Origin of the sequence: Enterobacter cloacae complex sp. P47BA (assembly GCF_014930485.1) — a bacterium.
Taxonomy (GTDB): Bacteria; Pseudomonadota; Gammaproteobacteria; order Enterobacterales; family Enterobacteriaceae; genus Enterobacter; species Enterobacter bugandensis.
Window position 1 is genome coordinate 65765 of record NZ_JADBRF010000016.1, and the last position, 23982, is coordinate 89746.

23 protein-coding genes are annotated in these 23982 nt (G+C 57.6%); 4 read left to right on the top strand and 19 right to left on the bottom strand.

Annotated features, from left to right (window positions below; genetic code table 11):
- Positions 1-10 precede the first annotated feature (10 nt).
- On the bottom strand, positions 11-619 hold the full coding sequence (gene lexA, locus IM299_RS16520) for a transcriptional repressor LexA (RefSeq protein ID WP_028015162.1): 609 nt from the start codon (positions 617-619) through the stop codon (positions 11-13).
- A gap of 108 nt (positions 620-727) precedes the next feature.
- Positions 728-1096: a diacylglycerol kinase gene (locus tag IM299_RS16525; protein ID WP_014830281.1), complete on the bottom strand. Its 369-nt coding sequence runs from the start codon at positions 1094-1096 to the stop codon at positions 728-730.
- A gap of 154 nt (positions 1097-1250) precedes the next feature.
- Here IM299_RS16525 and plsB point away from each other — a divergent pair, with 154 nt between their 5' ends.
- A complete protein-coding gene (gene plsB / locus IM299_RS16530) occupies positions 1251-3671 on the top strand; it encodes a glycerol-3-phosphate 1-O-acyltransferase PlsB (RefSeq protein WP_028015161.1) in 2421 nt (806 codons plus the stop codon).
- 106 nt (positions 3672-3777) lie between these two features.
- Here the strand turns inward: plsB and gntU are convergent, their stop codons facing one another.
- From gntU to IM299_RS16555, 5 genes are all read right to left on the bottom strand, one after another.
- On the bottom strand, positions 3778-5118 hold the full coding sequence (gene gntU, locus IM299_RS16535; RefSeq protein WP_193357823.1) for a gluconate transporter: 1341 nt from the start codon (positions 5116-5118) through the stop codon (positions 3778-3780).
- A 3-nt stretch (positions 5119-5121) separates the two neighbouring features.
- Positions 5122-5649, bottom strand: coding sequence for a gluconokinase (gene gntK, locus IM299_RS16540; protein WP_028015160.1), 528 nt, complete (start codon positions 5647-5649; stop codon positions 5122-5124).
- Positions 5650-5775: 126 nt separating this feature from the next.
- Positions 5776-6771 (bottom strand): gluconate operon transcriptional repressor GntR, encoded by a 996-nt coding sequence (gene gntR, locus IM299_RS16545; protein WP_041911546.1) that lies wholly within the window; start codon positions 6769-6771, stop codon positions 5776-5778.
- Positions 6772-6862: 91 nt separating this feature from the next.
- Complete coding sequence (locus IM299_RS16550; RefSeq protein WP_193357824.1) at positions 6863-7558, bottom strand: pirin family protein; 696 nt, start codon at positions 7556-7558, stop codon at positions 6863-6865.
- Between the two features lie 123 nt (positions 7559-7681).
- Entirely contained in the window at positions 7682-8719 is a 1038-nt protein-coding gene (locus IM299_RS16555; protein WP_193357825.1) for an oxidoreductase, read from the bottom strand.
- A 255-nt stretch (positions 8720-8974) separates the two neighbouring features.
- On the opposite strand from IM299_RS16555, the gene yhhY reads away from it, so the two are divergent.
- A complete protein-coding gene (gene yhhY, locus IM299_RS16560; protein WP_028015158.1) occupies positions 8975-9463 on the top strand; it encodes an N-acetyltransferase in 489 nt (162 codons plus the stop codon).
- 48 nt (positions 9464-9511) lie between these two features.
- Here yhhY and ggt read toward each other — a convergent pair whose 3' ends face one another.
- On the bottom strand, positions 9512-11257 hold the full coding sequence (ggt, locus tag IM299_RS16565; RefSeq protein ID WP_193357826.1) for a gamma-glutamyltransferase: 1746 nt from the start codon (positions 11255-11257) through the stop codon (positions 9512-9514).
- A 123-nt stretch (positions 11258-11380) separates the two neighbouring features.
- Between ggt and IM299_RS16570 the strand changes: the two genes are divergently transcribed.
- Positions 11381-11752, top strand: coding sequence for a DUF2756 family protein (locus IM299_RS16570; RefSeq protein ID WP_041911550.1), 372 nt, complete (start codon positions 11381-11383; stop codon positions 11750-11752).
- Here IM299_RS16570 and ugpQ read toward each other — a convergent pair.
- The 10 genes from ugpQ to livK form a co-directional block, all read right to left on the bottom strand.
- Entirely contained in the window at positions 11742-12482 is a 741-nt protein-coding gene (ugpQ, locus tag IM299_RS16575) for a glycerophosphodiester phosphodiesterase (RefSeq protein WP_193357827.1), read from the bottom strand. The two genes, IM299_RS16570 and ugpQ, sit on opposite strands and share 11 nt — an antisense overlap.
- Positions 12479-13549 carry a sn-glycerol-3-phosphate import ATP-binding protein UgpC gene (locus IM299_RS16580; RefSeq protein ID WP_028015154.1) on the bottom strand — a complete coding sequence of 357 codons (1071 nt, stop codon included), beginning with the start codon at positions 13547-13549 and terminating at the stop codon, positions 12479-12481. The genes ugpQ and IM299_RS16580 overlap by 4 nt, the downstream gene beginning before the upstream one ends.
- A gap of 1 nt (position 13550) precedes the next feature.
- On the bottom strand, positions 13551-14396 hold the full coding sequence (gene ugpE / locus IM299_RS16585) for a sn-glycerol-3-phosphate ABC transporter permease UgpE (RefSeq protein ID WP_193357828.1): 846 nt from the start codon (positions 14394-14396) through the stop codon (positions 13551-13553).
- Entirely contained in the window at positions 14393-15280 is an 888-nt protein-coding gene (ugpA, locus tag IM299_RS16590) for a sn-glycerol-3-phosphate ABC transporter permease UgpA (RefSeq protein WP_023618241.1), read from the bottom strand. The genes ugpE and ugpA overlap by 4 nt, the downstream gene beginning before the upstream one ends.
- Positions 15281-15386: 106 nt before the next feature.
- The gene (gene ugpB / locus IM299_RS16595; protein ID WP_041911554.1) at positions 15387-16703 is read right to left on the bottom strand and encodes a sn-glycerol-3-phosphate ABC transporter substrate-binding protein UgpB; all 1317 of its coding nucleotides are present in this window, start codon (positions 16701-16703) and stop codon (positions 15387-15389) included.
- A 245-nt stretch (positions 16704-16948) separates the two neighbouring features.
- Positions 16949-17662 (bottom strand): high-affinity branched-chain amino acid ABC transporter ATP-binding protein LivF, encoded by a 714-nt coding sequence (gene livF, locus IM299_RS16600; RefSeq protein ID WP_008500102.1) that lies wholly within the window; start codon positions 17660-17662, stop codon positions 16949-16951.
- Position 17663: 1 nt separating this feature from the next.
- On the bottom strand, positions 17664-18431 hold the full coding sequence (livG, locus tag IM299_RS16605; protein ID WP_193357829.1) for a high-affinity branched-chain amino acid ABC transporter ATP-binding protein LivG: 768 nt from the start codon (positions 18429-18431) through the stop codon (positions 17664-17666).
- Positions 18428-19705 carry a high-affinity branched-chain amino acid ABC transporter permease LivM gene (locus tag IM299_RS16610; protein ID WP_045631383.1) on the bottom strand — a complete coding sequence of 426 codons (1278 nt, stop codon included), beginning with the start codon at positions 19703-19705 and terminating at the stop codon, positions 18428-18430. The genes livG and IM299_RS16610 overlap by 4 nt, the downstream gene beginning before the upstream one ends.
- Positions 19702-20628 carry a high-affinity branched-chain amino acid ABC transporter permease LivH gene (livH, locus tag IM299_RS16615; protein ID WP_028015147.1) on the bottom strand — a complete coding sequence of 309 codons (927 nt, stop codon included), beginning with the start codon at positions 20626-20628 and terminating at the stop codon, positions 19702-19704. The genes IM299_RS16610 and livH overlap by 4 nt, the downstream gene beginning before the upstream one ends.
- Before the next feature lie 46 nt (positions 20629-20674).
- A complete protein-coding gene (livK, locus tag IM299_RS16620) occupies positions 20675-21784 on the bottom strand; it encodes a high-affinity branched-chain amino acid ABC transporter substrate-binding protein LivK (protein ID WP_028015146.1) in 1110 nt (369 codons plus the stop codon).
- Between the two features lie 424 nt (positions 21785-22208).
- Here livK and panM point away from each other — a divergent pair, with 424 nt between their 5' ends.
- Positions 22209-22592, top strand: a complete 384-nt coding sequence (gene panM, locus IM299_RS16625) for an aspartate 1-decarboxylase autocleavage activator PanM (protein WP_045631384.1) — start codon at positions 22209-22211, stop codon at positions 22590-22592.
- A 181-nt stretch (positions 22593-22773) separates the two neighbouring features.
- Here the strand turns inward: panM and livJ are convergent, their stop codons facing one another.
- Positions 22774-23874 carry a branched chain amino acid ABC transporter substrate-binding protein LivJ gene (gene livJ / locus IM299_RS16630; protein WP_155963374.1) on the bottom strand — a complete coding sequence of 367 codons (1101 nt, stop codon included), beginning with the start codon at positions 23872-23874 and terminating at the stop codon, positions 22774-22776.
- Positions 23875-23982: the final 108 nt, after the last annotated feature.

Sequence of the window (23982 nt, forward strand, 5' to 3'; positions counted from 1 at the left end):
CAGGAAGAGATTACAGCCATTCGCCGTTACGAATCACGCCAACAGCCAGACCTTCAATAGAGAAACTCTGTTCGCGGAGGTCGACCACAATCGGGGTGAACTCGTTGTTTTCGGGCAACAGCTGAACGGTGTTACCCTGTTTTTTCAGGCGCTTAACGGTCACTTCGTCATCAATGCGCGCAACCACCACCTGGCCGTTTCGCACATCCTGCGTTTTGTGAACGGCCAGAAGGTCGCCATCAAGAATGCCGATGTCTTTCATCGACATCCCGCTAACGCGCAGCAGAAAATCAGCGCTCGGCTTGAACATACCAGGATCGACCTGGTAGTGACCTTCAATATGCTGTTGTGCCAGCAGCGGTTCACCTGCTGCAACGCGGCCTATCAGCGGAATGCCCGTCTCTTCTTCCACCAGCAGGCGGATACCACGCGACGCGCCTGACACAATCTCAATCACACCCTTACGCGCCAGCGCTTTCAGGTGTTCCTCGGCAGCATTCGGAGAACGGAAACCCAGACGCTGCGCGATTTCCGCACGCGTGGGTGGCATACCCGTCTGGCCGATATGATCCCGAATGAGATCAAACACCTCTTGCTGCCTGGTCGTTAATGCTTTCATTCCGCCCCCTGGGTGTATATACAGTTATGCTGTGAGTATATACAGTCAAAGGCGATTTTGGAACCAAAAACTGCACAAAAAACCAGGGACTTAATTATTCCTCGAGCATCATCGGAAATGTGACCAAAGCAGCGTGACCCAGGTAATGGCTGCGGTGATAATCGCCAGCAGGACAGCGGCGGAGCCCATATCTTTCGCGCGGCCAGAGAGCTCGTGAAAATCAGAGCCGATCCTGTCGACCACGGCCTCAATAGCGCTATTGAGAATTTCCACTATCATCACCAGAAGTACGGAACCGATGAGAAGCACGCGGGTAATGGCATCTACATCAAGGAAACAGGCGATGATAACCGCGACGATAGCGGCGACACCTTCCTGGCGAAAAGCAGCTTCATTAACCCACGCGGCACGGAAACCTTTCCATGAATAGCCGGCGGCTTTGATGATACGCGTCAACCCAGTGGTATTATTGGCCATTAAAAGAACCTTTTTTAAAAAAGAGCGTCAGTAACAGGAGCTGCAGCGCGTTTCGCTGCCGCCTGAAGTATGACGGGTAACAACAGAAATTTTGCGCGCTTTCTGTTATCCTTGCGCCGCAATTGCATTATTAACCAGAGGCTTTACATCGTTTATGTCCGGCTGGCCACGAATTTACTACAAATTACTTAATTTACCATTAAGCATACTGGTAAAAAGCAAGTCTATCCCAGCAGAACCCGCGCTGGAACTGGGGCTCGATACGTCGCGCCCTATTATGTACGTTTTGCCTTATAACTCTAAGGCAGACCTGCTAACGCTCCGTGCCCAGTGTCTGGCGCATGATTTACCCGATCCGCTTGAACCACTGGAAGTTGACGGCACTTTGCTGCCGCGCTACGTGTTCATTCACGGCGGGCCGCGCGTGTTTACCTATTACACACCGAAAGAAGAGTCCATCAAGCTGTTCCACGACTATCTCGACCTGCACCGCAGCAATCCTGACCTGGATGTGCAGATGGTGCCGGTATCGGTGATGTTTGGTCGCCGTCCGGGCCGCGAAAAAGGCGAAGAGAACCCGCCGCTGCGCATGCTTAACGGCATTCAGAAGTTCTTCGCGGTCTCCTGGCTGGGACGCGACAGCTTTGTGCGCTTCTCCCCTTCCGTCTCCCTTCGCCGAATGGCGGACGAGCACGGCACTGACAAGATCATCGCGCAAAAACTGGCGCGCGTGGCGCGTATGCACTTCGCCCGTCAGCGCCTGGCGGCCGTAGGGCCACGTCTTCCGGCGCGTCAGGACCTGTTCAACAAGCTGCTGGCCTCCAAAGCGATCGCCCGCGCCGTTGAAGACGAAGCGCGCAGCAAGAAAATTTCCCATGAGAAAGCCCAGCAGAACGCCATTGCGCTGATGGAAGAGATTGCCGCGAACTTCTCCTACGAGATGATTCGCCTGTCCGATCGTATTCTCGGCTTTACCTGGAACCGCCTGTATCAGGGCATCAACGTGCATAACGCTGAGCGTGTACGTCAGCTGGCGCACGATGGCCATGAGATTGTCTATGTCCCCTGCCACCGCAGCCACATGGACTACCTGCTTCTCTCCTACGTGCTCTATCACCAGGGACTGGTACCGCCGCACATTGCCGCCGGTATTAACCTGAACTTCTGGCCAGCAGGCCCGATTTTCCGCCGCCTGGGTGCGTTCTTTATTCGTCGTACCTTCAAGGGCAACAAGCTCTACTCCACCGTGTTCCGCGAGTATCTGGGCGAGCTGTTCAGCCGCGGCTACTCCGTAGAGTACTTCGTGGAGGGCGGGCGCTCCCGTACCGGTCGTCTGCTCGATCCGAAGACCGGCACGCTGTCAATGACCATTCAGGCGATGCTGCGCGGCGGTACGCGTCCAATCACGCTCGTGCCAATTTACATTGGCTATGAGCACGTAATGGAAGTGGGCACGTACGCCAAAGAGCTGCGCGGCGCGACCAAAGAGAAAGAGAGCCTGCCGCAGATGCTGCGCGGCCTGAGCAAGTTACGCAACCTGGGTCAGGGCTACGTAAACTTTGGCGAGCCGATGCCGCTGATGACGTATCTGAACCATCATGTTCCGGATTGGCGCGAGTCTATCGATCCTATCGAAGCGGTGCGTCCGGCCTGGCTGACGCCAACGGTGAACGGTATCGCGTCCGAGCTGATGGTGCGCATTAACAACGCCGGTGCGGCCAATGCGATGAACCTGTGCTGTACGGCGCTGCTGGCTTCACGTCAGCGTTCCCTGACCCGTGAACAGCTCACGGAGCAGCTGGACTGTTATCTGGACATGATGCGCAACGTGCCATACTCGGTTGATTCGACAGCCCCTTCTGCTACCGCCAGCGAGCTTATCGATCACGCGCTGCAGATGAATAAGTTCGAAGTCGAGAAAGATACGATCGGCGATATCATCATTCTGCCGCGCGAGCAGGCCGTACTGATGACGTACTACCGCAACAACATCGCTCATATGCTGATGCTGCCGTCGCTCATGGCGGCCATTATCACCCAGCATCGCCGTATTTCACGTCAGGAGCTGTTGCGCCACGTTGAGACGCTCTACCCGATGCTTAAAGCGGAGCTATTCCTGCGCTGGAGCAAGGAAGAGCTGGCCGTTGAGCTGGATAAACTGACGGAAGAGCTGCGCCGTCAGGGGCTGATCACCGTTGCGAACGACGAGCTGCACATCAATCCGTCACGCTCCCGTACCCTGCAACTGCTGGCGGCCGGTGCGCGCGAAACGCTGCAGCGCTACGCCATTACGTTCTGGCTGCTGAGCGCGAACCCGTCCATCAACCGCGGCACGCTGGAGAAAGAGAGCCGGACGCTGGCGCAGCGCCTGTCCGTTCTGCACGGCATTAACGCCCCGGAATTCTTCGACAAGGCGGTATTCAGCTCGCTGGTGCTGACGCTGCGTGACGAAGGCTTCATCAGCGATACGGGCGATGCCGAGCCGGAAGAGACGCTGAAGGTTTACCAGATGCTGGCTGAACTGATTACGTCGGATGTGCGCTTGACGATTGAGAGCGCGACGCAGGGCGAGTAACACAATGCCGGGTTATGGCCCGGCCTGACGCCCTGGATAATAAAAAAGGCCCGGTAAGCGCTAACGCTACCGGGCCTTAGTTTTGAGCCTTGTTAAATCACCGCATTCAGCTCAGCAGCGTAAAGGCAATCATCCCGACAATGGCCCCGGTGGTGCCGAGGATGGTTTCCATCAGCGTCCAGGTTTTCAGCGTTTGCGCTTCGGTGGCGCCAGTAAACTTGCCGAACAGCCAGAAGCCGGCGTCGTTAACGTGCGAGACCACAATTGACCCGCCCGCGATGCAGATAGACAGCGCGGCCATCTGCGCACCGGAGTAGTTCAGCTGTTCAATTACCGGCATCACCAGACCCACGGCGGTTAAACACGCCACGGTAGCGGAACCCTGAATGATGCGCACCGCCGCAGCCAGCACGAAGCAGGTTACCGCAATCGGCAGGCCCATTCCGGTCAGTGCTTCACCCAGAGCCGGGCCCACGCCGGAATCCACCAGCACCTGTTTGAACACGCCGCCGGCACCGATCACCAGCAGGATAATACCCGCAGGCTGCAGCGCCGCACCACAGATCTCCATCACGCGGTCTTTTGGCATTCCCTGGCGCATCGCCAGGCCGTAAATCGCCACCAGACACGCCACCAGAATCGCCGTGAACGGGTGACCGATGAACTCAAACCATTCGTACGCGGTAGAACCGACCGGCACAAAGCGCGCGGCGATGGTTTTCAGGCCCACCAGCACCAGCGGCAGCAGGATCAGCGACAGGCTGAAGCCAAAGGATGGCATGTTGCCCTCGCCCAGGTGCGGCTCGGTAATGTCGTCCGGAATGTGCAGCTCAACGTAACGGCTGATGAAGTTGCCCCACAGCGGACCGGCGATAATCATCCCCGGGATGGCCGCGCACAGGCCAATCAGGATCATCCAGCCAAAATCGGCGTGCATCTGGGAGGCCAGCAGCATCGGCGCCGGCCCTGGCAGCAGAAACGCCGCAGCCGCCGCCACGCCCGCAAACAGCGGAATGACCAGCTTCACGAGGTTAGTGCCGGTATGGCGCGCCATGGAGAAGGCGACGCTGATGAGCAGCACCACCGCCACTTCGAAGAACAGCGGCAGTGCGCAAATCAGACCGGCCAGGCCAATCGCGTAGTGCGCGCGGCTGTGCCCGAAGGATTTGAGCATTTTGACGGCAATCTGGTCGACCGCGCCCGTCTCATGCAGAATCTTGCCAAACATCGCGCCCAGCGCGACCACAATCGCCAGGAAGCCCAGCGTGCCTCCCATCCCTTTTTCCATCGTCGCGGCGATCTTGTCGAGCGGCATACCGGAAAAGAGACCTGCACCAATAGAAACCACCATCAAAGCAACGAAGGCGTGCATACGCGCCTTCATCACTAAAAACAGCAGCAGCAATACGGAACCCACTGCTGTCAAAACTAGCGTTAATGTACTCAAAACTTACTGCCTTTTGTTAATGACCTCGATGGTGCTGGCTACAACACCTTCCAGCGGCTGATCGATATCAACCACTAAGACGTCTTTTTCATCTTCACCCGGCTCCTGAAGCGCTTCGAACTGCGTCACCAGCATCTGGGTTTTAAAGAAGTGGCCTTTACGCGCTTTCAGACGGCTTTCAATCACCCCGAAATCGCCTTTCAGGTAGATGAACGAGAGGTTCGGATTGCCGTCGCGCAGCAGGTCGCGGTAGTTTTTTTTCAGCGCGGAGCAGACGATCAGGGAAACTTTGTTGGTGCGCTGCATCGCGAACGCGGCGTCATTCAGCGCCTGCAACCACGGTTTGCGGTCGTCATCGTTCAGCGGTTCGCCGGAGGCCATTTTCATGATGTTGCTGCGCGGATGGAGGAAGTCACCATCAAGAAACGCAGCCTGAAGTTGATGTGCCACTTCGCTCGCCACGGCAGATTTACCGCTACCGGACACGCCCATCAGGACGTAAACGTGGTGATCGTGATTAGTCGTGCTCAAAGGGTGTCCCTCAGTCAATTGTTACGGGTAACAGTTATCGGTAACATTGTCCTGCTGGGGCAAAAGAGAAGCAATATCCAAACGTGCGCGAAGTGAATAAGTGTGAGCTACTTCAAATTTGTCAGTTCAAATAGATCCACCCGGTGACAAGGTGAAACCTAAATCTAACATTTTAGGGGTAACCGTCTCTCCACGAATGCGCGCCAGCAGGCGTTCTGCACCAATGCGACCCATGCGTTCACGCGGTGTCAGAACGCTCGCCAGACGCGGCTCCATCACCTGACCAATATCGTGGCCGTGGAAGCCGGCAATCGCCATATCCTCAGGGATCTTCAACCCCAGACGCTGGCATTCGAACGCTGCACCGACCGCAAGGTCATCGTTGGTACAGAAAATACCGTCCAGTTGCGGATACTCGCGTCGTGCCTGACGCATCAGCTCAATACCCGAGGTGTAAGATGAGGACTGCTCCACCATCACGCTGTACGGGGTTAAATTTGCGTCGAGCATCGCCTGCTCGTATCCCTTCTGTTTGATGATAGTACGTTCATCAAGACGCGCACCCAGATAGGCAATATGACGATGGCCGCGGGCGATGATCGCCGCTGTCATCTGACGAGCCGCTTCAAAGTTATCGAACCCAACGGCGATGTCGAGGCATGGCGACTGGCTGTCCATGAGCTCCACCACTGGAATACCGGCGACTTCAATCATTTTGAGCGTGCGCGGCGTGTGGGTACGTTCGGTTAAAATCAGGCCGTCAATGTTCCAGGAAAGCATTGATTCAAGACGTTCCTCTTCCAGTTCCGGCTTGTACCCATAGTGAGCAAGCATGGTCTGGTAACCAAAAGCATCGGTAACGCTTTCAATGCCGCGCAGAACTTCAGCGAAAACCTGGTTGGTCAGGGAAGGAAGCAGAACGCCCACCGCACGGCTGGTCGCATTGGAGAGAATATCGGGTGCGCGGTTGGGAATATAACCCAGTTCATCAAGGGCGGCGGCAATCTTGCCACGCAACGCCACGGAAACCTGTTCCGGGTTACGTAAAAAACGACTGACCGTCATTTTGGTCACACCGACGCGATCGGCGACATCCTGAAGTACGGGGCGTTTCTTTTTCATCGTCCTGAGAAATCTTGAAGTGAGAGATTTGCTCAGTTTATCACGGACAAAGCTCAACCTTCCCCGTTTAAAGGGAAGGTTGAGAAATTATTTAGACCGGAGGCAGGTCAAACAGCAGGATTTCGCTTTCGCTGTCGGCGTGCACGGAGAGCGCCTGCTCATCCCAGACGGCCAGACCATCGGCGGTGGTGGCTTTGGTGCCGTTGATAGACACTTCCCCTTTCACCACCTGGATCCAGACGCGGCGGTTGGCGGCAATCTGGTGCACGGACTGCTCGTCTTTCGCCAGCGCCCAGCGGTACAGCTCCATATCCTGATGCACTTTCAGGGAACCTTCACGCGCGTCCGGGGACAGCACCAGCTGTTTGCCCTGTTTCGCGTCGAAGCGGCGCTGCTCGTAGCGTGGCGTGATGTCGGTCTCTTCTGGAATGATCCAGATTTGATACAGGTGCAGTTTTTCCGTTTTGCTCGGGTTGTACTCTGAGTGACGCACCCCGGTACCCGCGCTCATAATCTGAAACTCGCCCGCCGGCACCTGCTCTTTGTTGCCCATGCTGTCCTGGTGCTCAACCGCCCCTTCCAGCACATAAGTCAGGATTTCCATGTCTTTGTGCGGGTGGGTACCGAAGCCCTGGCCTGCATCAATCACGTCGTCGTTAATCACGCGCAGCGCGGAGAAGCCCATGAAGTTCGGGTCGTAGTAGTCGGCAAACGAGAATGAATGCCATGAGTCCAGCCAGCCATGATTTGCGTGACCGCGTTCGTTTGCTTTGCGTAAGTAGATCATTGTTTTCACCCTCAGTTCGTTTCGATGGAGTAAGTGTGGACTCAAACGGTCGGGGATCATAGAGGGTGAAAATTGACTCCTCTGTTCAAAAATTATGAACAAGCCCAGAGGAGCCGTTTTTGCTTATTTCGCGAGGGTTACCGTGGCAGGAGAAGCCTGCTCGAAGGCCCGTTCAAGGATTTCAAGGTTGGTCAGAACGTCAGATTCCTTGACGTAATTCGGCGCGCCGCTGGTGAGGGTTTCATACAGTGCATCGTAGACGCGGCCATAGTCGCCGGTTTCCGGTTTCAGCTCTTCTTTGACCGTTACGCCCTCATCGTTCACATACTCCAGCACGCCCACGGAATCGTCCGCCGCAAAGCCCGGTTCGCCTGGCATGATGTTGGCCTTCAGGCTGGTCTCCTGCTGGTCAATGCCGTACTTAATGAACGAACCTTTGGTACCGTGAACGATAAATTTCGGGTAGTCGATTTTCACCAGGTGACTGGTTTTAACGATAGCCTTAAGGTCGCCGTAGAACAGCTGCGCCTCGAAGGTATCGTCCGGGTTGGCTTTATTGCGCAGGCTGCGAATGTCGTAAGCCACGTGGTCCGGGCGGCCAAACAGGGAGATGATCTGGTCCATGGTGTGTACGCCCAGACCATAGAACGAGCCGTCCTGCGGCAGGCCGGGCTGGGTTTCCGCCACCGGGCGGTAGTAATCGAAGTGGCTTTCGATTTCCACAATGTCGCCAAGCTTGCCGCTCTCAATCGCCTTTTTCGCCGTCAGAAAACAGCTGTCAAAGCGACGGTTCTGATACGGTGTGACGGTCAGCCCTTTGCTCTTCGCCAGCGTAAACAGCGCTTTTGCTTCGGCAATGGTCGGGGTGAACGGCTTTTCCACCAGCACGTTCTTGCCCGCTTCGAGCGCGCGTTTCGCATAGTCAAAATGGCTGTCGGCATGGGTGCAGACAACCACCAGCTTTACCTGCGGGTCATTCAATACTTCATCGAGATCGTTGGTGAAGTGAATGTGGGAGTACTGCGGGGATTGCTCTTCCGGCTTCGCGCGGCGGCGGTAGATATGGGCCACATGCCAGGTGTCTTTACGGTGGAGGACATACGGAAGGTGGTAACGCGTGGTGCTTTTGCCAAATCCAATAAATGCGCAATGTAGTGTCATGGCTCAGTCCTTTTGGAAGGTTACTGAATCTAACCATAACAAAAAAAAGCCAGCGAGAAGCTGGCTAAAGTAATACTGGAAGCAATGTGAGCAATGTCGTGCTTTCAGGTTCCCGTAGGGGTCCTCCTGAATGCAAAGCAATAATAATCATTCTCATTCGCACTTGTCCAATACTTTTTGCAAAAAATAGCGGTTGACTCAAATTTTAAAGTCATTGATGTTGGAGGGGTCTTTTAACCGACTGAGGAACAAGGAATGAGTGAGATAGTGATACGCCACGCTGAACCGAGAGATTACGATGCCATTCGTCAGATCCACGCCCAGCCGGAGGTGTACCACAACACGCTACAGGTTCCTCATCCCTCAGAGCAGATGTGGCATGACCGGCTAACCGATCAGCCCGGCATTAAACAGCTGGTGGCTTGTATCGACGGGACCGTCGCCGGGCACCTGTGCATTGCCGTCGCACAACGCCCGCGCCGCAGCCACGTTGCCGATTTCGGCATTTGTGTGGGTGCGCAATGGCAAAATCGGGGCGTTGCCAGCGCGCTGATGCGAACCATGATTGATATGTGCGACAACTGGCTGCGCGTCGATCGCATTGAGTTAACGGTATTTGTTGATAACGAACCGGCAATCGCGGTGTACAAAAAGCACGGGTTCGAAATTGAAGGCACCGGCAAGCGCTACGCCCTGCGCAACGGCGAATATGTGGACGCGTACTTCATGGCGAGAATGAAGTGACACACTCCCCTCTCCCCTATGGGGAGAGGGTTAGAGTGAGGGGAATAATCAATACCCCGCCGTCAAATCATCCACCGAACGCGGATCCGACGCGCCAAACAGCGCGCCGTCCGGCCCCACCATAATGCTCTGGGTGCTGCCCATCGCCTCTTTCACCGCAACCTTCTGTCCGCGCTGCTCCAGAAGCTTGATGGTGTCCGGGCTAAAGCCCTTCTCCACGCGCAGTTCATCCGGCAGCCACTGATGATGGAAACGCGGCGCATTGGTCGCTTCGGCGACGTTCATCCCAAAGTCGATGCTGTTCACCACCATCTGCAGCACGGTAGTTATGATGCGGCTCCCGCCAGGGCTGCCGGTCACCAGCCAGGTTTTCCCGTCTTTCACCACGATGGTTGGCGACATGGACGACAGCGGACGCTTCTTCGGCCCCACCGCATTCGCATCGCCGCCGACCAGCCCGTAGACGTTTGGCACGCCCGGCTTGGCGGAGAAGTCATCCATCTCATTGTTCAGCAGAATACCGCTGTTACCCGCTACAATCCCGGTACCAAAGGTAGTGTTGAGCGTATAGGTTACCGCCACCGCATTGCCGTCTTTATCCACCACCGAGAAGTGCGTGGTCTGGTTGCTTTCATACGGCGCCAGCTTGCCGGGGCGGATCTCGCTCGACGGCTTAGCCTTGTTGATGTCGATCTGATCGGCAATGGATTTTGCATACGCCTTGTTGGTCAGCGCCTGCCACGGCACCTTCACGAAGTCCGGATCGCCGAGGTATTCCGAGCGGTCGGCGTAGGCGCGTTTTTCCGCCTCCGCCATCACCTGCATGGCATCCGCGCTGCCGAAGCCGAACTTGTGCATATCAAAGTTTTCAAGAATATTGAGGATCTGCACGATGTGAATGCCCCCGGAAGACGGCGGCGGCATGGAGAACACCTCGTAGCCGCGGTAGGTGCCGCTAATCGGCTCGCGCTCCACCGCCCTGTATTCCGCCAGGTCCGCTTTGGTGATAAGCCCGCCGTTCTTCTGCATCTCATCGGCAATCTGATCGGCAATCGCCCCTTTGTAGAACGCGTCCGGGCCGTGCTCCGCAATCAGCTCCAGGCTTTTGGCGAGGTTCTTCTGCACCAGCTTATCGCCCTTCTTCAGCGGTTCACCGTCTTTCCAGAAGATCGCCTTGCTGTTTTCGTGATTGGGAATGACTTCACTGCCGTAGGTCTTGAGGTCGTCCGCCAGGGCGTCATTGACCACAAAGCCCTCCCGCGCCAGCCTGATGGCAGGCTGCACCACCTTGTTCAGCGGCATCGTGCCGTATTTTTCCAGCGCCAGCGAGAAGCCCGCAACGGTGCCCGGCGTACCGGAGGCGAGGTGCGAGGTCAGGGATTTTTTGCTGTCCGGGTTGCCCTGGTCGTCGAGGAACATATCGCGGGACGCCTGAGAAGGCGCCATTTCGCGGAAGTCGATGGCCGTGGTTTTGCCGTCTTTGGTGCGCAGCATCATAAAGCCGCCGCCGCCCAGATTCCCCGCCTGCGGATGCGTTACCGCCAGCGCATAGCCGACGGCGACCGCCGCATCCACCGCGTTACCGCCCTGCTTAAGAATATCGACGCCCACTTGGGTCGCCAGCGCGTCAACCGAGGCCACCATGCCGTGCGTGGCCCGCACGGGGTGAAAAACATCCTCCTCCACGCCATAAGAGACGGGAGGAGCGGCGGGCGGGTTGGCCGCCACGGTAAATGTGCCGCCTGCCATCAGCGCGGCGATGGCGACCCAGCGCAAGAAGGTTGGTTTCATCATTATTGTTCTCCAGGTGAAGGGATCCATATTCCCCGCTTAAGCCTGGTTCACAACTCCTAAAAAATCATCGTCATGGTGAAATCAGGGTAAACTTAAGAGAGGCCTCAAGAGGAGGAAATGACAATGAAACGCTTGATGATTATTGCGGCGCTGATCCCGTTTGCCGCGCTCGCACAGCCACTCAACACCCTAAACAACCCAAACCAGCAGGGTTACGTTATCCCGAGCCAGCAGCGCATGCAGACCGAGATGATGAGCCAGCAACAGCAGCAGAAAGGGATGCTCAATCAGCAGCTGAGAACGCAGACCCAGATGCAGCAGCAGAGCCTGCAAAACCAGATGAACGCCAACACCCAGCGCGTGCAGCAGGGACAGGTGCGCGAGCAGCCGCTGCCAAATAAAAACGGCGGGATGTTAGGGGGCGGGATGTCGCAAAGCAGCGGTCAGCAGCATATGCTGCCGACCCAGCAGAACGGCAGTATGCTCAATAAATAAATTTCGGGCCGATCTGGTCAATCGCATCGGTACAGATACTGTCCACGCCCCAGCGCAGCAGCTCGGCTGCGCGCTGGGGTTTGTTAACGGTGTAGACCAGAATATGCAGACCCGCGTCTTTCAGCATTTTCACCCGCGCCTCATCCAGCAGCTTGTGGTTCAGATGGATAGAGACGCAGCCTAAGCGGTCCGTCAGTTCACGCCAGTCCTCACGCCACTCGTCCAGCAGCAGCCCGCGCGGCAGCTCAGGTACAGCTGCCTGTGCGGCCTCCAGCGCGTCGATGTCAAACGACGACAGCAGCGGCGCAGTCATGCCTTCCCACAGCTCGCGCGCGGCAAGGGCAATCACTTTGCCCGTCAGCGGCCCGGTGCCGGTGGTCGGTTTGATTTCGATGTTCGCCATCATGCCATGTTGACGACACCGGTCTGCCACCTCCGCCAGCAGCGGCAGCGGTTCGCCTTTGAACTCCCCGCTGAACCAGCTTCCGGCGTCCACCTTCAGCAGATCGCGCCACGGCAGTTCACCCGCCACGCCCCAGCCGTTGCTGGTGCGTTCAAGATTGTCGTCATGCAGCAGGAAAATTTCGCCGTCCTTCGACAGCTTGGCGTCGAACTCGATCATCGTGTGGCCGTAGCGCGCGCCGACATCGATCGCCGCCAGGGTGTTTTCCGGGGCCAGCTTACCGCCGCCACGGTGGGCGACGATGTGGGGGTAAGGCCAGTTGCTCATACTCGTTGTCCTGTTTCACCGTCAAAAAGGTGCAGATGGTTTTCCGGCAGGTGGAGCCACAGCGTGCTGCCCGCTTTCGGGCGCTCCTGATGCGCCAGGCGCACCACCATTTTTTGCTCGCCCCAGCGCCCGTGCGCCAGGTTATCTGCACCCAACATCTCCAGCGTGTCCATCACCAGCGGCACGCCGCCGTCCGCCTGAGAGGTTAAACCAATATGCTCGGGGCGGATACCGAGCGTCATCTTACGCCCGGCGTAGCCACGATAGTACCAGTTGATCGGCAGCGCCATCCCGCTTTCCAGTTCAAAGTGGGTGCCCGCGCTGCTGATGCGCCCTTCCAGCAGGTTCATCGCCGGGCTGCCGATAAAGCTCGCCACAAAGCGGGTGGCCGGTTTTTCGTACACTTCCACCGGGGTGCCAATCTGCTCGGCAACGCCTTTGTTCATCACCATTACGCGCTGGGCGAGAGTCATGGCTTCGACCTGATCGTGGGTCACGTACAGTGACGTGGTTTTCAGACGACGGTGCAGCTGCTGCAATTCGAGGCGCATCTGCACGCGCAGCTTGGCGTCGAGGTTAGAAAGCGGCTCGTCGAACAGGAATACCGCCGGGTCACGCACGATGGCGCGCCCCATCGCCACGCGCTGGCGCTGGCCGCCGGAGAGCTCGCGCGGGCGGCGCTTGAGCAGGCCGTCGAGTTCCAGAATGCGGGCGGCTTCTTTCACGCGCTCCTCGATATGGCCTTTGCCCATGCCGCGGATTTTCAGCCCCCAGGCCATGTTCTCTTCCACGCTCATGTGCGGATAGAGGGCGTAGTTCTGGAACACCATCGCGATGCCCCTGTCTTTCGGCTCCATCTCGGTGACGCGCTGGCGGTCAATCCAGATATCCCCGGACGTGACGCGCTCCAGCCCCGCCACCATGCGCAGCAGCGTGGACTTCCCGCAGCCGGACGGGCCGACCATCACGATAAATTCGCCGTCCGCCACGTCAAGCGTCAGCGGCTGAATGACCTGGGTTTTACCGTCCCAGCTTTTGGTAACTGCCTGAAGTTTTAAACCTGCCATCTTATTTCTCGCTATCGACCAGGCCGCGGACAAACGCGCGCTGCATGGCTAAAACAATGACTACGGGTGGGATTAGGGTGAGCAGCATCGCCGCCATCACCTGGTTCCAGAGGGTGGTGCCTTCGCCGGTGGCAATCATGCCTTTGATGCCCGCCACGGCGGTGCCGAGGCTGACGTCCTGAATAATCAGCAGCGGCCACAGGTACTGGTTCCAGCCGTAGATAAAGGTGATCACAAACAGCGCCGCAAGGTTGGTTTTCGACAGCGGCAGCACGATGTCGCGGAAGAAGCGCATCGGCGAGGCGCCGTCGATGCGCGCGGCCTCAATCAGTTCGTCCGGCAGGGTCATAAAGAACTGGCGGAACAGGAAAGTGGCTGTCGCCGAGGCCATCAGCGGCAGGGTTAAGCCCGCGTAGCTGTCCAGCATCTTCAGGTTGGCACTCACCTCCACCGTCGGGAAGATACGCACCTCCACCGGCAGCATCAGGGTGATGAAAATCATCCAGAAGAACAGGTTACGCAGCGGAAAGCGAAACCAGACGATGGCGAAGGCCGAGAGCATCGACACCGTGATTTTGCCCACCGTAATGCCGAACGCCATGATGAAGCTGTTGAGCATCATCAGCCAGAACGGCGCGCTGTTGGCGCCCACGCCCTGGGTCCAGATGGTTTTCATGTTCTCGAAAAGATGCCCGCCCGGGATCAGCGTCATCGGCGTGTCGAACACCGCTTTGGTGTCCAGCGTGGCGGCGACAAAGGCCACGTACAGCGGGAACAGGATGACGATAATCCCTAAAATCAGCATGGTATGGCTGAAAATCGTCAGCCCGCGACGGTTCTCAATCATTGGTAGCGCACCTTACTTTCAACATAGCGGAACTGCACCACCGTGAGGATGATGACGAGGAACATCAGCACGACGGACTGGGCGGCAGAAGCAGAGAGATCGAGTCCGGCAAACCCTTCGCGGTAGATCTTATAAATAAGCGTCGTTGTCGCCTGCACCGGGCCGCCTGCGGTGGCCGCGTCGATCACCGGGAAGGTGTCGAAGAAGGCGTACACGAGGTTAACCACCAGCAGGAAAAAGCTCACCGGGGCGATCAGCGGCAGCGAAAGCCTGAAGAAGCGACGAATCGGCCCTGCGCCGTCAATTGCCGCGGCCTCCACCAGCGAGCGCGGAATGGACTGCAGCGCGGCAAAGAAAAACAGGAAGTTATAGCTGATCTGCTTCCACACCGAGGCGAACACCACCAGGAACATCGCCTGACCGCTGTTCTGGGCGTGGTTCCAGTCGTAGCCGAACTCTGCCAGGAAGTGAGTAATCAGCCCGCGTCCGGGGTTAAACAGGAAGATCCACAGCACAGCGGCGACGGCGGGGGCCACGGCGTAAGGCAGCAGCATCAGGGTCTGATACAGGCGGCTGCCACGCACCACGTAGTCCACCAGCGCGGCGAAAAACAGCGAGGCAACAAGACCGCTGACGGTGACCAGCGCGCTGAATTTCATCGTCGTCCAGAAGGAGTCCAGGTAGTAGCTGTCATGGAATAGCGCGGTAAAGTTGTCCAGCCCGACGAACTGGCTGGAGAGCCCGAACGGATCGACGCTTTGTACCGAGTACCACAGCGCTTCGCCCGCAGGCCAGATAAAGAAAATAACGGTGATGACCAGCTGCGGCGCGACCAGCAGGTACGGCAGCCAGCGGGAGCGAAACACCGGACGGGATGAGGACATGGAGATTGGGTTCCTGAACAATGCCGGGTGGCGGCTGCGCCTTACCCGGCCTGGATGGGGCACATCGTAGGCCCGGTAAGCGCAGCGCCACCGGGCGAATCACAAATTACGATTTCGTCGACTGCTCAAAGCGGCGCAGCAGCTGATTCCCGCGCTCTACTGCGGAATCCAGCGCCTGCTGCGGGGTCTTCTTCCCGGTCCACACGCTTTCCAGCTCTTCATCCACGATGGTGCGGATCTGCGGCATGTTGCCCAGACGCAGGCCTTTGGTGAACGGCAACGGCGGCTTGTTCAGCATCTGACGTGTCGCGATGTCCGCGCCCGGGTTTTTGCTGTAGAAGCCCTGCTCGCGGGTCAGATCGTACGCGGCTTTGGTGATCGGCAGGTAGCCGGTCTTCTGGTGCCACTCGGCGGCGTTTTCCGGCTTGGCCAGGAAGTCGAGGAACTCGGCGACGCCTTTATAGGTGCCCTTATCTTTACCCTGCATCACCCACAGGCTCGCCCCGCCGATGATGGCGTTCTGCGGCGCACCCTTCACGTCAGCGTCGTACGGCATCATGCCCACGCCGTAGTTAAATTTGGCGTAGTGACGAATATCCGCCAGCGAGCCGGACGAGGCGGTGGTAATGGCGCAGTCGCCGTTGTAGAACTTCTCGGTGGATTCGTCTTTACGCCCGAAGTAGCTGAAGTCGCCCTTCTTGTTCAGATCGGCAAGCAGCGCAATGTGCTTCACCTGCTCCGGCTTGTTGAACTCGAGTACCGCGTCAGTGCCGTCGAAGCCGTTATTTTTGGTCGCCACCGGCAGGCCGTGCCAGGCGCTGAAGTTTTCAATCTGGATCCAGCCCTGCCAGCCGCTGGCGTAGCCGCACTTCATCCCCGCTGCTTTCAGCTTCGCGGTGTATTCGGCCAGGTCCTGCCAGGTTTTTGGCGGCTGCTCCGGATCTAAACCGGCTTTTTTGAAGGCGTCTTTGTTGTAGTACAGCACCGGCGTGGAGCTGTTAAACGGCTGGGACAGCAGGTGACCGGTTTTAGAATCGGTGTAGTAACCCGCTACGGTCGGCACGAACCGGGATTCATCGAAGTTGATACCCGCCTCTTTGAACACTTCGTAGACCGGCTTGATGGCTTTCGAGGCCATCATGGTCGCGGTGCCCACTTCATAAACCTGTAACAGTGCAGGCGCGTTGCCGGTACGGAAGGCGGCAATGCCCGCGCTCAGGCTCTGCTCGTAGTTACCTTTGTACACCGGCACAATTTTGTAATCCGGGTGGGTGTCGTTGAAACGCTGCGCCAGGGAGTCAACCTCTTTACCCAACTCCCCTTCCATGGAATGCCAGAACGGAATGGTGGTCACAGCCATTGCGTTCGTCGCAAAAGCCAGACCCAGTGCCAGCCCCAAAGCTGTGTGTCGTAACGATGTCATTGTCATCTCTCTTATTGTGCCGGATGCGCGATATCACGCGTTTTATGCTCGCGAGGTAACATGACATGCTCGAATGACAGAAAAATAACTGTTTGTTTACAGATAAGTGACAGTAAAGGGACAGGGGGATGATGGTTGTGTGAAGGGGTTAATGCAAAAAAAGCCGGGTGGCGGCTGCGCCTTACCCGGCCTACATGGTATCCGTAGGCCCGGTAAGCGTAGCGCCACCGGGCAATACAGACGGCTCAGCCGCCCAGATACGCGCTCCGCACCGCTTCGTTCGCCAGCAGCGCGTCGCCGGTGTCTTCCAGCACCACGCGGCCGTTCTCCAGCACGTAGCCACGGTCAGCGAGCTTCAGCGCCTGGTTGGCGTTCTGCTCGACGAGGAAGATGGTCATCCCCTCTTTACGCAGTTGCTCAATGGTGTCGAAGATCTGCTGGATGATGATCGGTGCCAGACCGAGCGACGGCTCGTCCAGAAGCAGCAGGCGCGGCTGGCTCATCAGCGCGCGGCCAATCGCCAGCATCTGCTGTTCACCGCCGGACATGGTGCCCGCACGCTGAATGCGGCGCTCCCACAGACGCGGGAAGAGTTCGTACACCCACTTGATGCGGGTCTGGTATTCATCGCGGTGAGCGAAGAACCCGCCCATCGCCAGGTTCTCTTCCACCGTCATGCGGGAGAAGACGCGGCGCCCTTCCGGGACAATCGCCACCGCCTCACGCATGATTCTGGCGGTCTGCCAGTCGGTAATGTCTTTACCATCGAACACAATCCGCCCGCTGGTGGCGCGCGGGTCGCCGCACAGGGTGCCGAGCAGCGTGGTTTTGCCCGCGCCGTTGGCGCCAATCAGGGTGACGATTTCACCCTGATTGATGTGCAGGCTGACGTCGTGCAGCGCCTGGATCTTGCCGTAGTGCGCATTGACCTTGTCGAACGTTAACATCGCTTTTTCCATCTTATGCCTCACCAAGGTATGCGCGGATCACGTCCGGGTTGTTGCGGATCTCTTCCGGCGTGCCGTTTGCCAGCGGCGTGCCCTGGTTTACCACGTAGATACGGTCCGAAATGCCCATCACCAGCTTCATGTCGTGCTCAATCAGCAGGATGGTGGTGTCGTGATGATCGCGCAGCTCGGCAATCAGCTCGTCCAGCTCTTTGGTCTCTTTCGGGTTGAGGCCCGCCGCCGGTTCGTCGAGCATCAGGATCTCCGGCTGGGTCACCATGCAGCGCACAATCTCCAGTCGACGCTGGTCGCCGTAGGCCAGGTTGCTCGCCTGACGGTTGGCGTGCTGCAGCAGGCCGATGCGGTCGAGCCAGGTGGCGGCACGATCGAGCGCCTCCTCCTGCGCGCGGCGGAAGGCCGGGGTTTTCAGCAGGCCGGAGAACAGGCCGGTTTTCAGCTGCTGATGCTGTGCCACCAGCAGGTTCTCAATCACCGTCATCTCGCGGAACAGGCGCACGTGCTGGAAGGTACGCACCACGCCCATGCGGGCAATCTGCTGGCCCGGCAGCCCTTCCAGGTGCTGGTCGCGCAGCATGATGGTGCCGCCCGTCGGCTTGTAGAAACCGGTCAGGCAGTTAAAGACCGTGGTTTTCCCCGCGCCGTTCGGGCCAATCAGGGAGACGATCTCTTTTTTATGCAGGTCCAGGTTCACGTTGTTGACCGCCAGCAGGCCGCCAAAACGCATCATCAGACCGTTTACGGATAATAATGGCTGATTCATGCCTGCTCTCCTTTCGCTTCCACATTCTTAAGCTTCAGCTGTGGACGCGTCATCGGCAGCAGACCCTGCGGACGCCAGATCATCATCAGCACCATCAAACCACCCAGCATCAGCATGCTGTATTCGTTAAAGTCGCGCATCAGCTCGCGCGAGACCACCAGCAGGATGGCCGCGAGGATAACGGCGAACTGCGAGCCCATCCCGCCGAGTACCACAATCGCCAGCACAAAGGCCGATTCGGCAAAGGTGAACGACTCGGGGCTGACGAAGCCCTGGCGCGCGGCGAACAGCGTGCCGGCGAAACCGGCAAACGCGGCGCTGATGGTGAACGCGGTCAGCTTGATGCGGGTCGGGTTCAGGCCCAGAGAGCGGCAGGCGATCTCATCTTCGCGCAGCGCTTCCCACGCTCGGCCCAGCGGCATGCGCAGCAGGCGGTTGATCACGAACAGGGTGATGACCACCAGCAGCAGCGCCACCAGATAGAGCCAGATCACGCGGTCGGACGGGTCATATTTGATGCCAAAGAAATTGCTGAAGGTATCCCAGCCGCCTTCGCGGGCGGTACGGCTGAACTCCAGGCCGAAGAAGGTCGGCTTCGGGATCTGGCTGATGCCGTTCGGGCCGCCGGTCACTTCGGTGTTGTTGAGCAGCAGGATACGGACGATTTCACCGAAGCCTAAGGTCACAATCGCCAGGTAGTCACCGCGCAGGCGCAGCACCGGGAAGCCGAGCAGGAAGCCTGCGGCGGCAGAGACCAGCCCCGCCAGCGGCAGGCAGGTCCAGAAGCCCAGGCCGTAATAGTGGTTCAGCAGCGCAAAGGTGTACGCGCCGATAGCGTAGAAACCGCCGTAGCCCAGCACCAGCAGACCAGAGAGACCGACCACCACGTTCAGACCGAGGCCGAGGATCACATAAATCATGGTCAGGGTGGCGATGTCCACCGTGCCGCGCGACACCATAAACGGCCACGCCACGGCAGCCACCAGCAGCGCCACGAGGAACAGCTTCTGTTTTACCGTTGTACCGTCGATCGCCGGCAGGACGAATTTCGGTCCGGAGACATTTTTCAGCGTTTTCTGGAACAGCGGGCGCAGCAGCTGGAACAGGAACACCACGGCGGTGCCGATAAAGACCCACTGCCAGCGAATATCAGCTGCAGTATCGACAACGAGTTTGGTGCCATTCAGCTCAAGCTGGACGCCCATAAAGACGCTGGCCAGCACGAAGAACATGGCGGCAGAGAGCAGCGCCATTGCAAAATGCATCGGTTTCATACTTTCTCTACCTCCGGACGGCCCAGAATACCGGTAGGCATCACCAGCAGAACCAGAATCAGCAGGGCAAACGACACCACGTCTTTATATTCGGTGCTCAGGTACGCCGAGGAGAGCGCTTCCGCCACGCCCAGGATCAGGCCGCCAATCATCGCGCCAGGAATACTGCCGATGCCGCCCAGTACCGCCGCGGTGAAGGCTTTCATCCCGGCCATAAAGCCGATGTACGGGTTAATTACGCCGTAGAACTGGCCGAGCAGCACGCCAGCCACCGCCGCCATCGCCGCGCCAATCACGAAGGTCAGGGCGATCACGCGGTCGGTGTTGATGCCGAGCAGGCTCGCCATCTTCAGGTCTTCCGCGCACGCGCGGCAGGCGCGTCCCATGCGGGAGTAGCGGATGAACAGGGTCAGGGCGAGCATGGCGACAAAGGTCACGACCCAGATCACCAGCTGCATCGTGGTAATAGAGGCTGAGAAGTTTTCGCTGGCCCCCACAATCCACTGGCCGTTAAACAGGCTTGGCAGCGCCACGTCGCGCGAACCTTCGGTCAGGCTGACGTAGTTTTGCAGGAAGATCGACATCCCAATCGCGGAAATCAGCGCAATAAGACGCTTGGAGCTGCGCACCGGCCGGTAGGCCACGCGCTCAATGCTCCAGCCGTAGGCGCTGGCGATCACGATCGCGCCAACAAACCCGGCGGCGACCAGCAGCCAGCTGCTGTCGATGCCCATCATCATCAGCGCGGCGATAATCATAAAGGAGACGTAGCTACCGATCATGTACACCTCGCCGTGGGCGAAGTTGATCATGCCGATAATGCCGTAAACCATCGTATAGCCGATGGCGATCAGCGCGTAGGTGCTTCCCAGCGTGACGCCGTTAAACATCTGCTGCAAAAAGTAGAGAAACTGCTCGGACATATGCAAACCTTTTTATACCCGCCCGGTGAGCCGGGCGGTGGGATAATTATTTGGCGACCGAGGACGAACCGTCGGCGTGCCACTTAAAGACACCAAACTCAAATCCCTTCAGATCGCCTTTCTCATCCCAGTTCAGCGGCCCAATCACGGTGTTCGCCCCGTGTGCTTTTAAATCTTTCACCAGATCCAGCGGCTCTTTGCTGCCGGTACGCTCCAGCGCGGTTGCCAGAGACTGCACAGCCGCGTAAGTGATCCAGACGTATGGACCACTCGGATCTTTCTTCTGCGCCTTGAGCGCATCCACGATAGCCTTGTTGGCCGGATCCTGGTCATAGCGTTTTGGCATCGTCACCAGCATGCCTTCGGCAGAATCCCCTGCGATGTTTGACAGAGAGGCGTTGCCCACGCCCTCTGGCCCCATAAACTGGGTTTTCAGACCGGTGGCGCGCGCCTGGCGCAGCATCTGGCCCATTTCCGGGTAGTAGCCACCGTAGTAGACGAAGTCGATGTTCTCTTTTTGCAGACGGGCGATCAGCGCGGAGAAGTCTTTTTCGCCTGCGGTAATGCCGTCGAAGAAGACGATGTTCGCGCCGCCTTTTTTCAGGCCGTCCTGCACGGAGCGCGCCAGACCTTCGCCGTACTGCTGCTTGTCATGAATGATGGCGATACGCTGTGGCTTAACGGTCTCGAGGATGTATTTGGCCGCGGTTGGCCCCTGGGAGGAGTCCAGCCCGGCGGTACGCATGATGTGCTGGTAGCCGCGCTGCGTCAGCTCAGGGTTGGTGGCGCCCGGAGTGATCATCAGAATACCTTCGTCCTCGTAGATGTCGGACGCGGGCTGGGTGGAGGATGAGCACAGGTGGCCGATGACGTACTGAATCCCGTCGTTGACGATTTTGTTGGCGACTGCAACGGCCTGTTTCGGATCGCAGGCGTCGTCATACTCCACGCCTACCAGCTTGTCGCCCTTGATGCCGCCTTTGGCGTTGATGTCTTTGATGGCCTGACGCGCGCCGTTAAACTCCATGTCACCCCACTGGGCTACAGGGCCGGACATCGCACCGACTACCGCAACTTTAATCTCTTCCGCCATGGCCGCATGCGAGATCGCCAGTGCAACCATTCCCGCGATAAATGTCTTCGCGTTCCTTTTCATCTCAGAATCCCCATTCGTGATGTCGTGTTTATATTTTGTTTTATTATGGTTAAAAAGCATTCTGTACTTTTAATGAACAACGCTATTTTTACCAGTGCCTTTAATGGTTTAGCGCAGTTTTTTGTCAAAAACCAGACTAAAATCTCTATTTTTCAGGCGATTAAGGAAAGATAATATTCTGAAATCAGGCAGAGATAAACAAATAAAAGTGCAGTTTGCAGCATAAAATAACGGTACAAAGCGCCGAATAAATCGCTGCCATTCAGGTTAAAATTCTGCTTATTTTTCGATCCATGTGTTTTCACACTGCCCATTGCATTGCTAAAAAACTAATCACCTGGTTAATGAGAATAAAAAGAGGAAGCCGCTGAGTGAATAAATTGAGTACACTGCCTCTACTCAATTTGCTTTGGACAAGCTGCTAATGAAACTGACTATCGTGCGTCTGGTGACCTTTAGCGACCAGGATCATATCGACCTGGGCAAGATCTGGCCGGAATATTCCCCTTCGTCGCTGCATGTCGACGAGAACCATCGCATTTATGCCGCGCGCTTCAACGAGCGCCTGCTGGCCGCGGTTCGCGTGACCCTGAGCGGCACGGAGGGAGCGCTGGACTCGCTGCGCGTGCGTGACGTGACCCGTCGTCGCGGTGTGGGACAGTATTTAATTGAAGAAGTGATCCGCGAAAACCCGAACGTAAACTCATGGTGGATGGCCGACGTGGGCGTGGAAGACCGCGGCGTGATGGCAGCGTTTATGCAGGCGTTAGGGTTTACGGCGCAGGAGAGCGGGTGGGAGAAGCGCTAAAAGAAAGCCGGGTGGCGGCTGCGCCTTACCCGGCCTACATTCATTATCTGCCGCATTTTCCCAAGCATTTCGTGTTGCAGGAAGGCGGCAAGTTATGAAATCCCCGGGAGCTTACATAAGTAAGTGACCGGGGTTGAATAACGCAGCCAACGCACCTGCGGCGCGAAAGGCGACGGGAAAATTATTTGGCGTCTGTCGCCGTGCCATTGGCATGCCAGTCAAACACGCCGAACTCGAAGCCTTTCAGATCGCCCTTCGCGTCCCAGGAGAGCGGCCCCATCACGGTTTCCACCGTGTTGGCTTTCAGCCAGGTGGCAATCTCAGCCGGATCGGCTGAATGATTCAGACCTGCCTGCAGAGACTGCAGCGCTGCATAGGTGGTCCAGACGAACGCGCCGCTTGGATCCTGCTTCTTCGCCTTGATGGCATCTACGATAGGTTTGTTCGCTGGCACCTGGTCGTAGTTCTTAGGCTTGGTCACCAGCAGACCTTCGGCAGATTCACCCGCGATGTTAGACAGGGAAACGTTCGCCACGCCTTCCGGGCCCATGAACTGGGTTTTCAGACCCGCCGCGCGCGCCTGGCGCAGGATCTGGCCCATTTCCGGGTGGTAGCCGCCGTAGTAAACGAAGTCGATATTCTCTTTCTTCAGACGCGCCACCAGGGTGGAGAAGTCTTTCTCGCCAGCGGTGATCCCGTCAAAGAAGACCACGTTGGCATTGCCTTTTTTCAGACCGTCCTGCACCGCACGGGCCAGACCTTCACCATACTGCTGTTTATCGTGAACAATCGCGATACGCTGCGGCTTCACTTTTTCCAGAATGTACTTAGCCGCCGTTGGGCCCTGATCGGAGTCCAGACCGGTGGTACGCAGGGTCAGCTTGTAGCCGCGCGCGGTCAGCTCCGGTGCGGTCGCAGCCGGGGTGATCATCAGGATACCTTCGTCTTCATAGATGTCAGACGCGGGCTGAGTAGAAGAGGAACACAGGTGACCGATAACGTATTTGATGCCGTCGTTGACCACTTTGTTCGCCACCGCGACCGCTTGCTTCGGGTCACAGGCATCGTCGTATTTTACGATCTGCAGTTTTTCGCCCTTGATGCCGCCCTTAGCATTAATGTCTGCAACTGCCTGTTCTGCGCCCGTAAATTCCTGGTCGCCGTACTGTGCTACCGGACCGGACATTGCGCCCACCACGGCCACTTTAATATCTGCCTGCGCCATGGTGCTGAATGCCAACGCGATACATCCTGCCAGTAACGCTTTACCCTTCATGTTCATCCTGAGATTCCCCATTATTATGGTTATTACGATTGTTGTGATGTTGTTGTGCAGCGCTTTATTTCAGTTATTGGTATGCTGTTCGCGCTTTTTCAGCATACTCTGCTA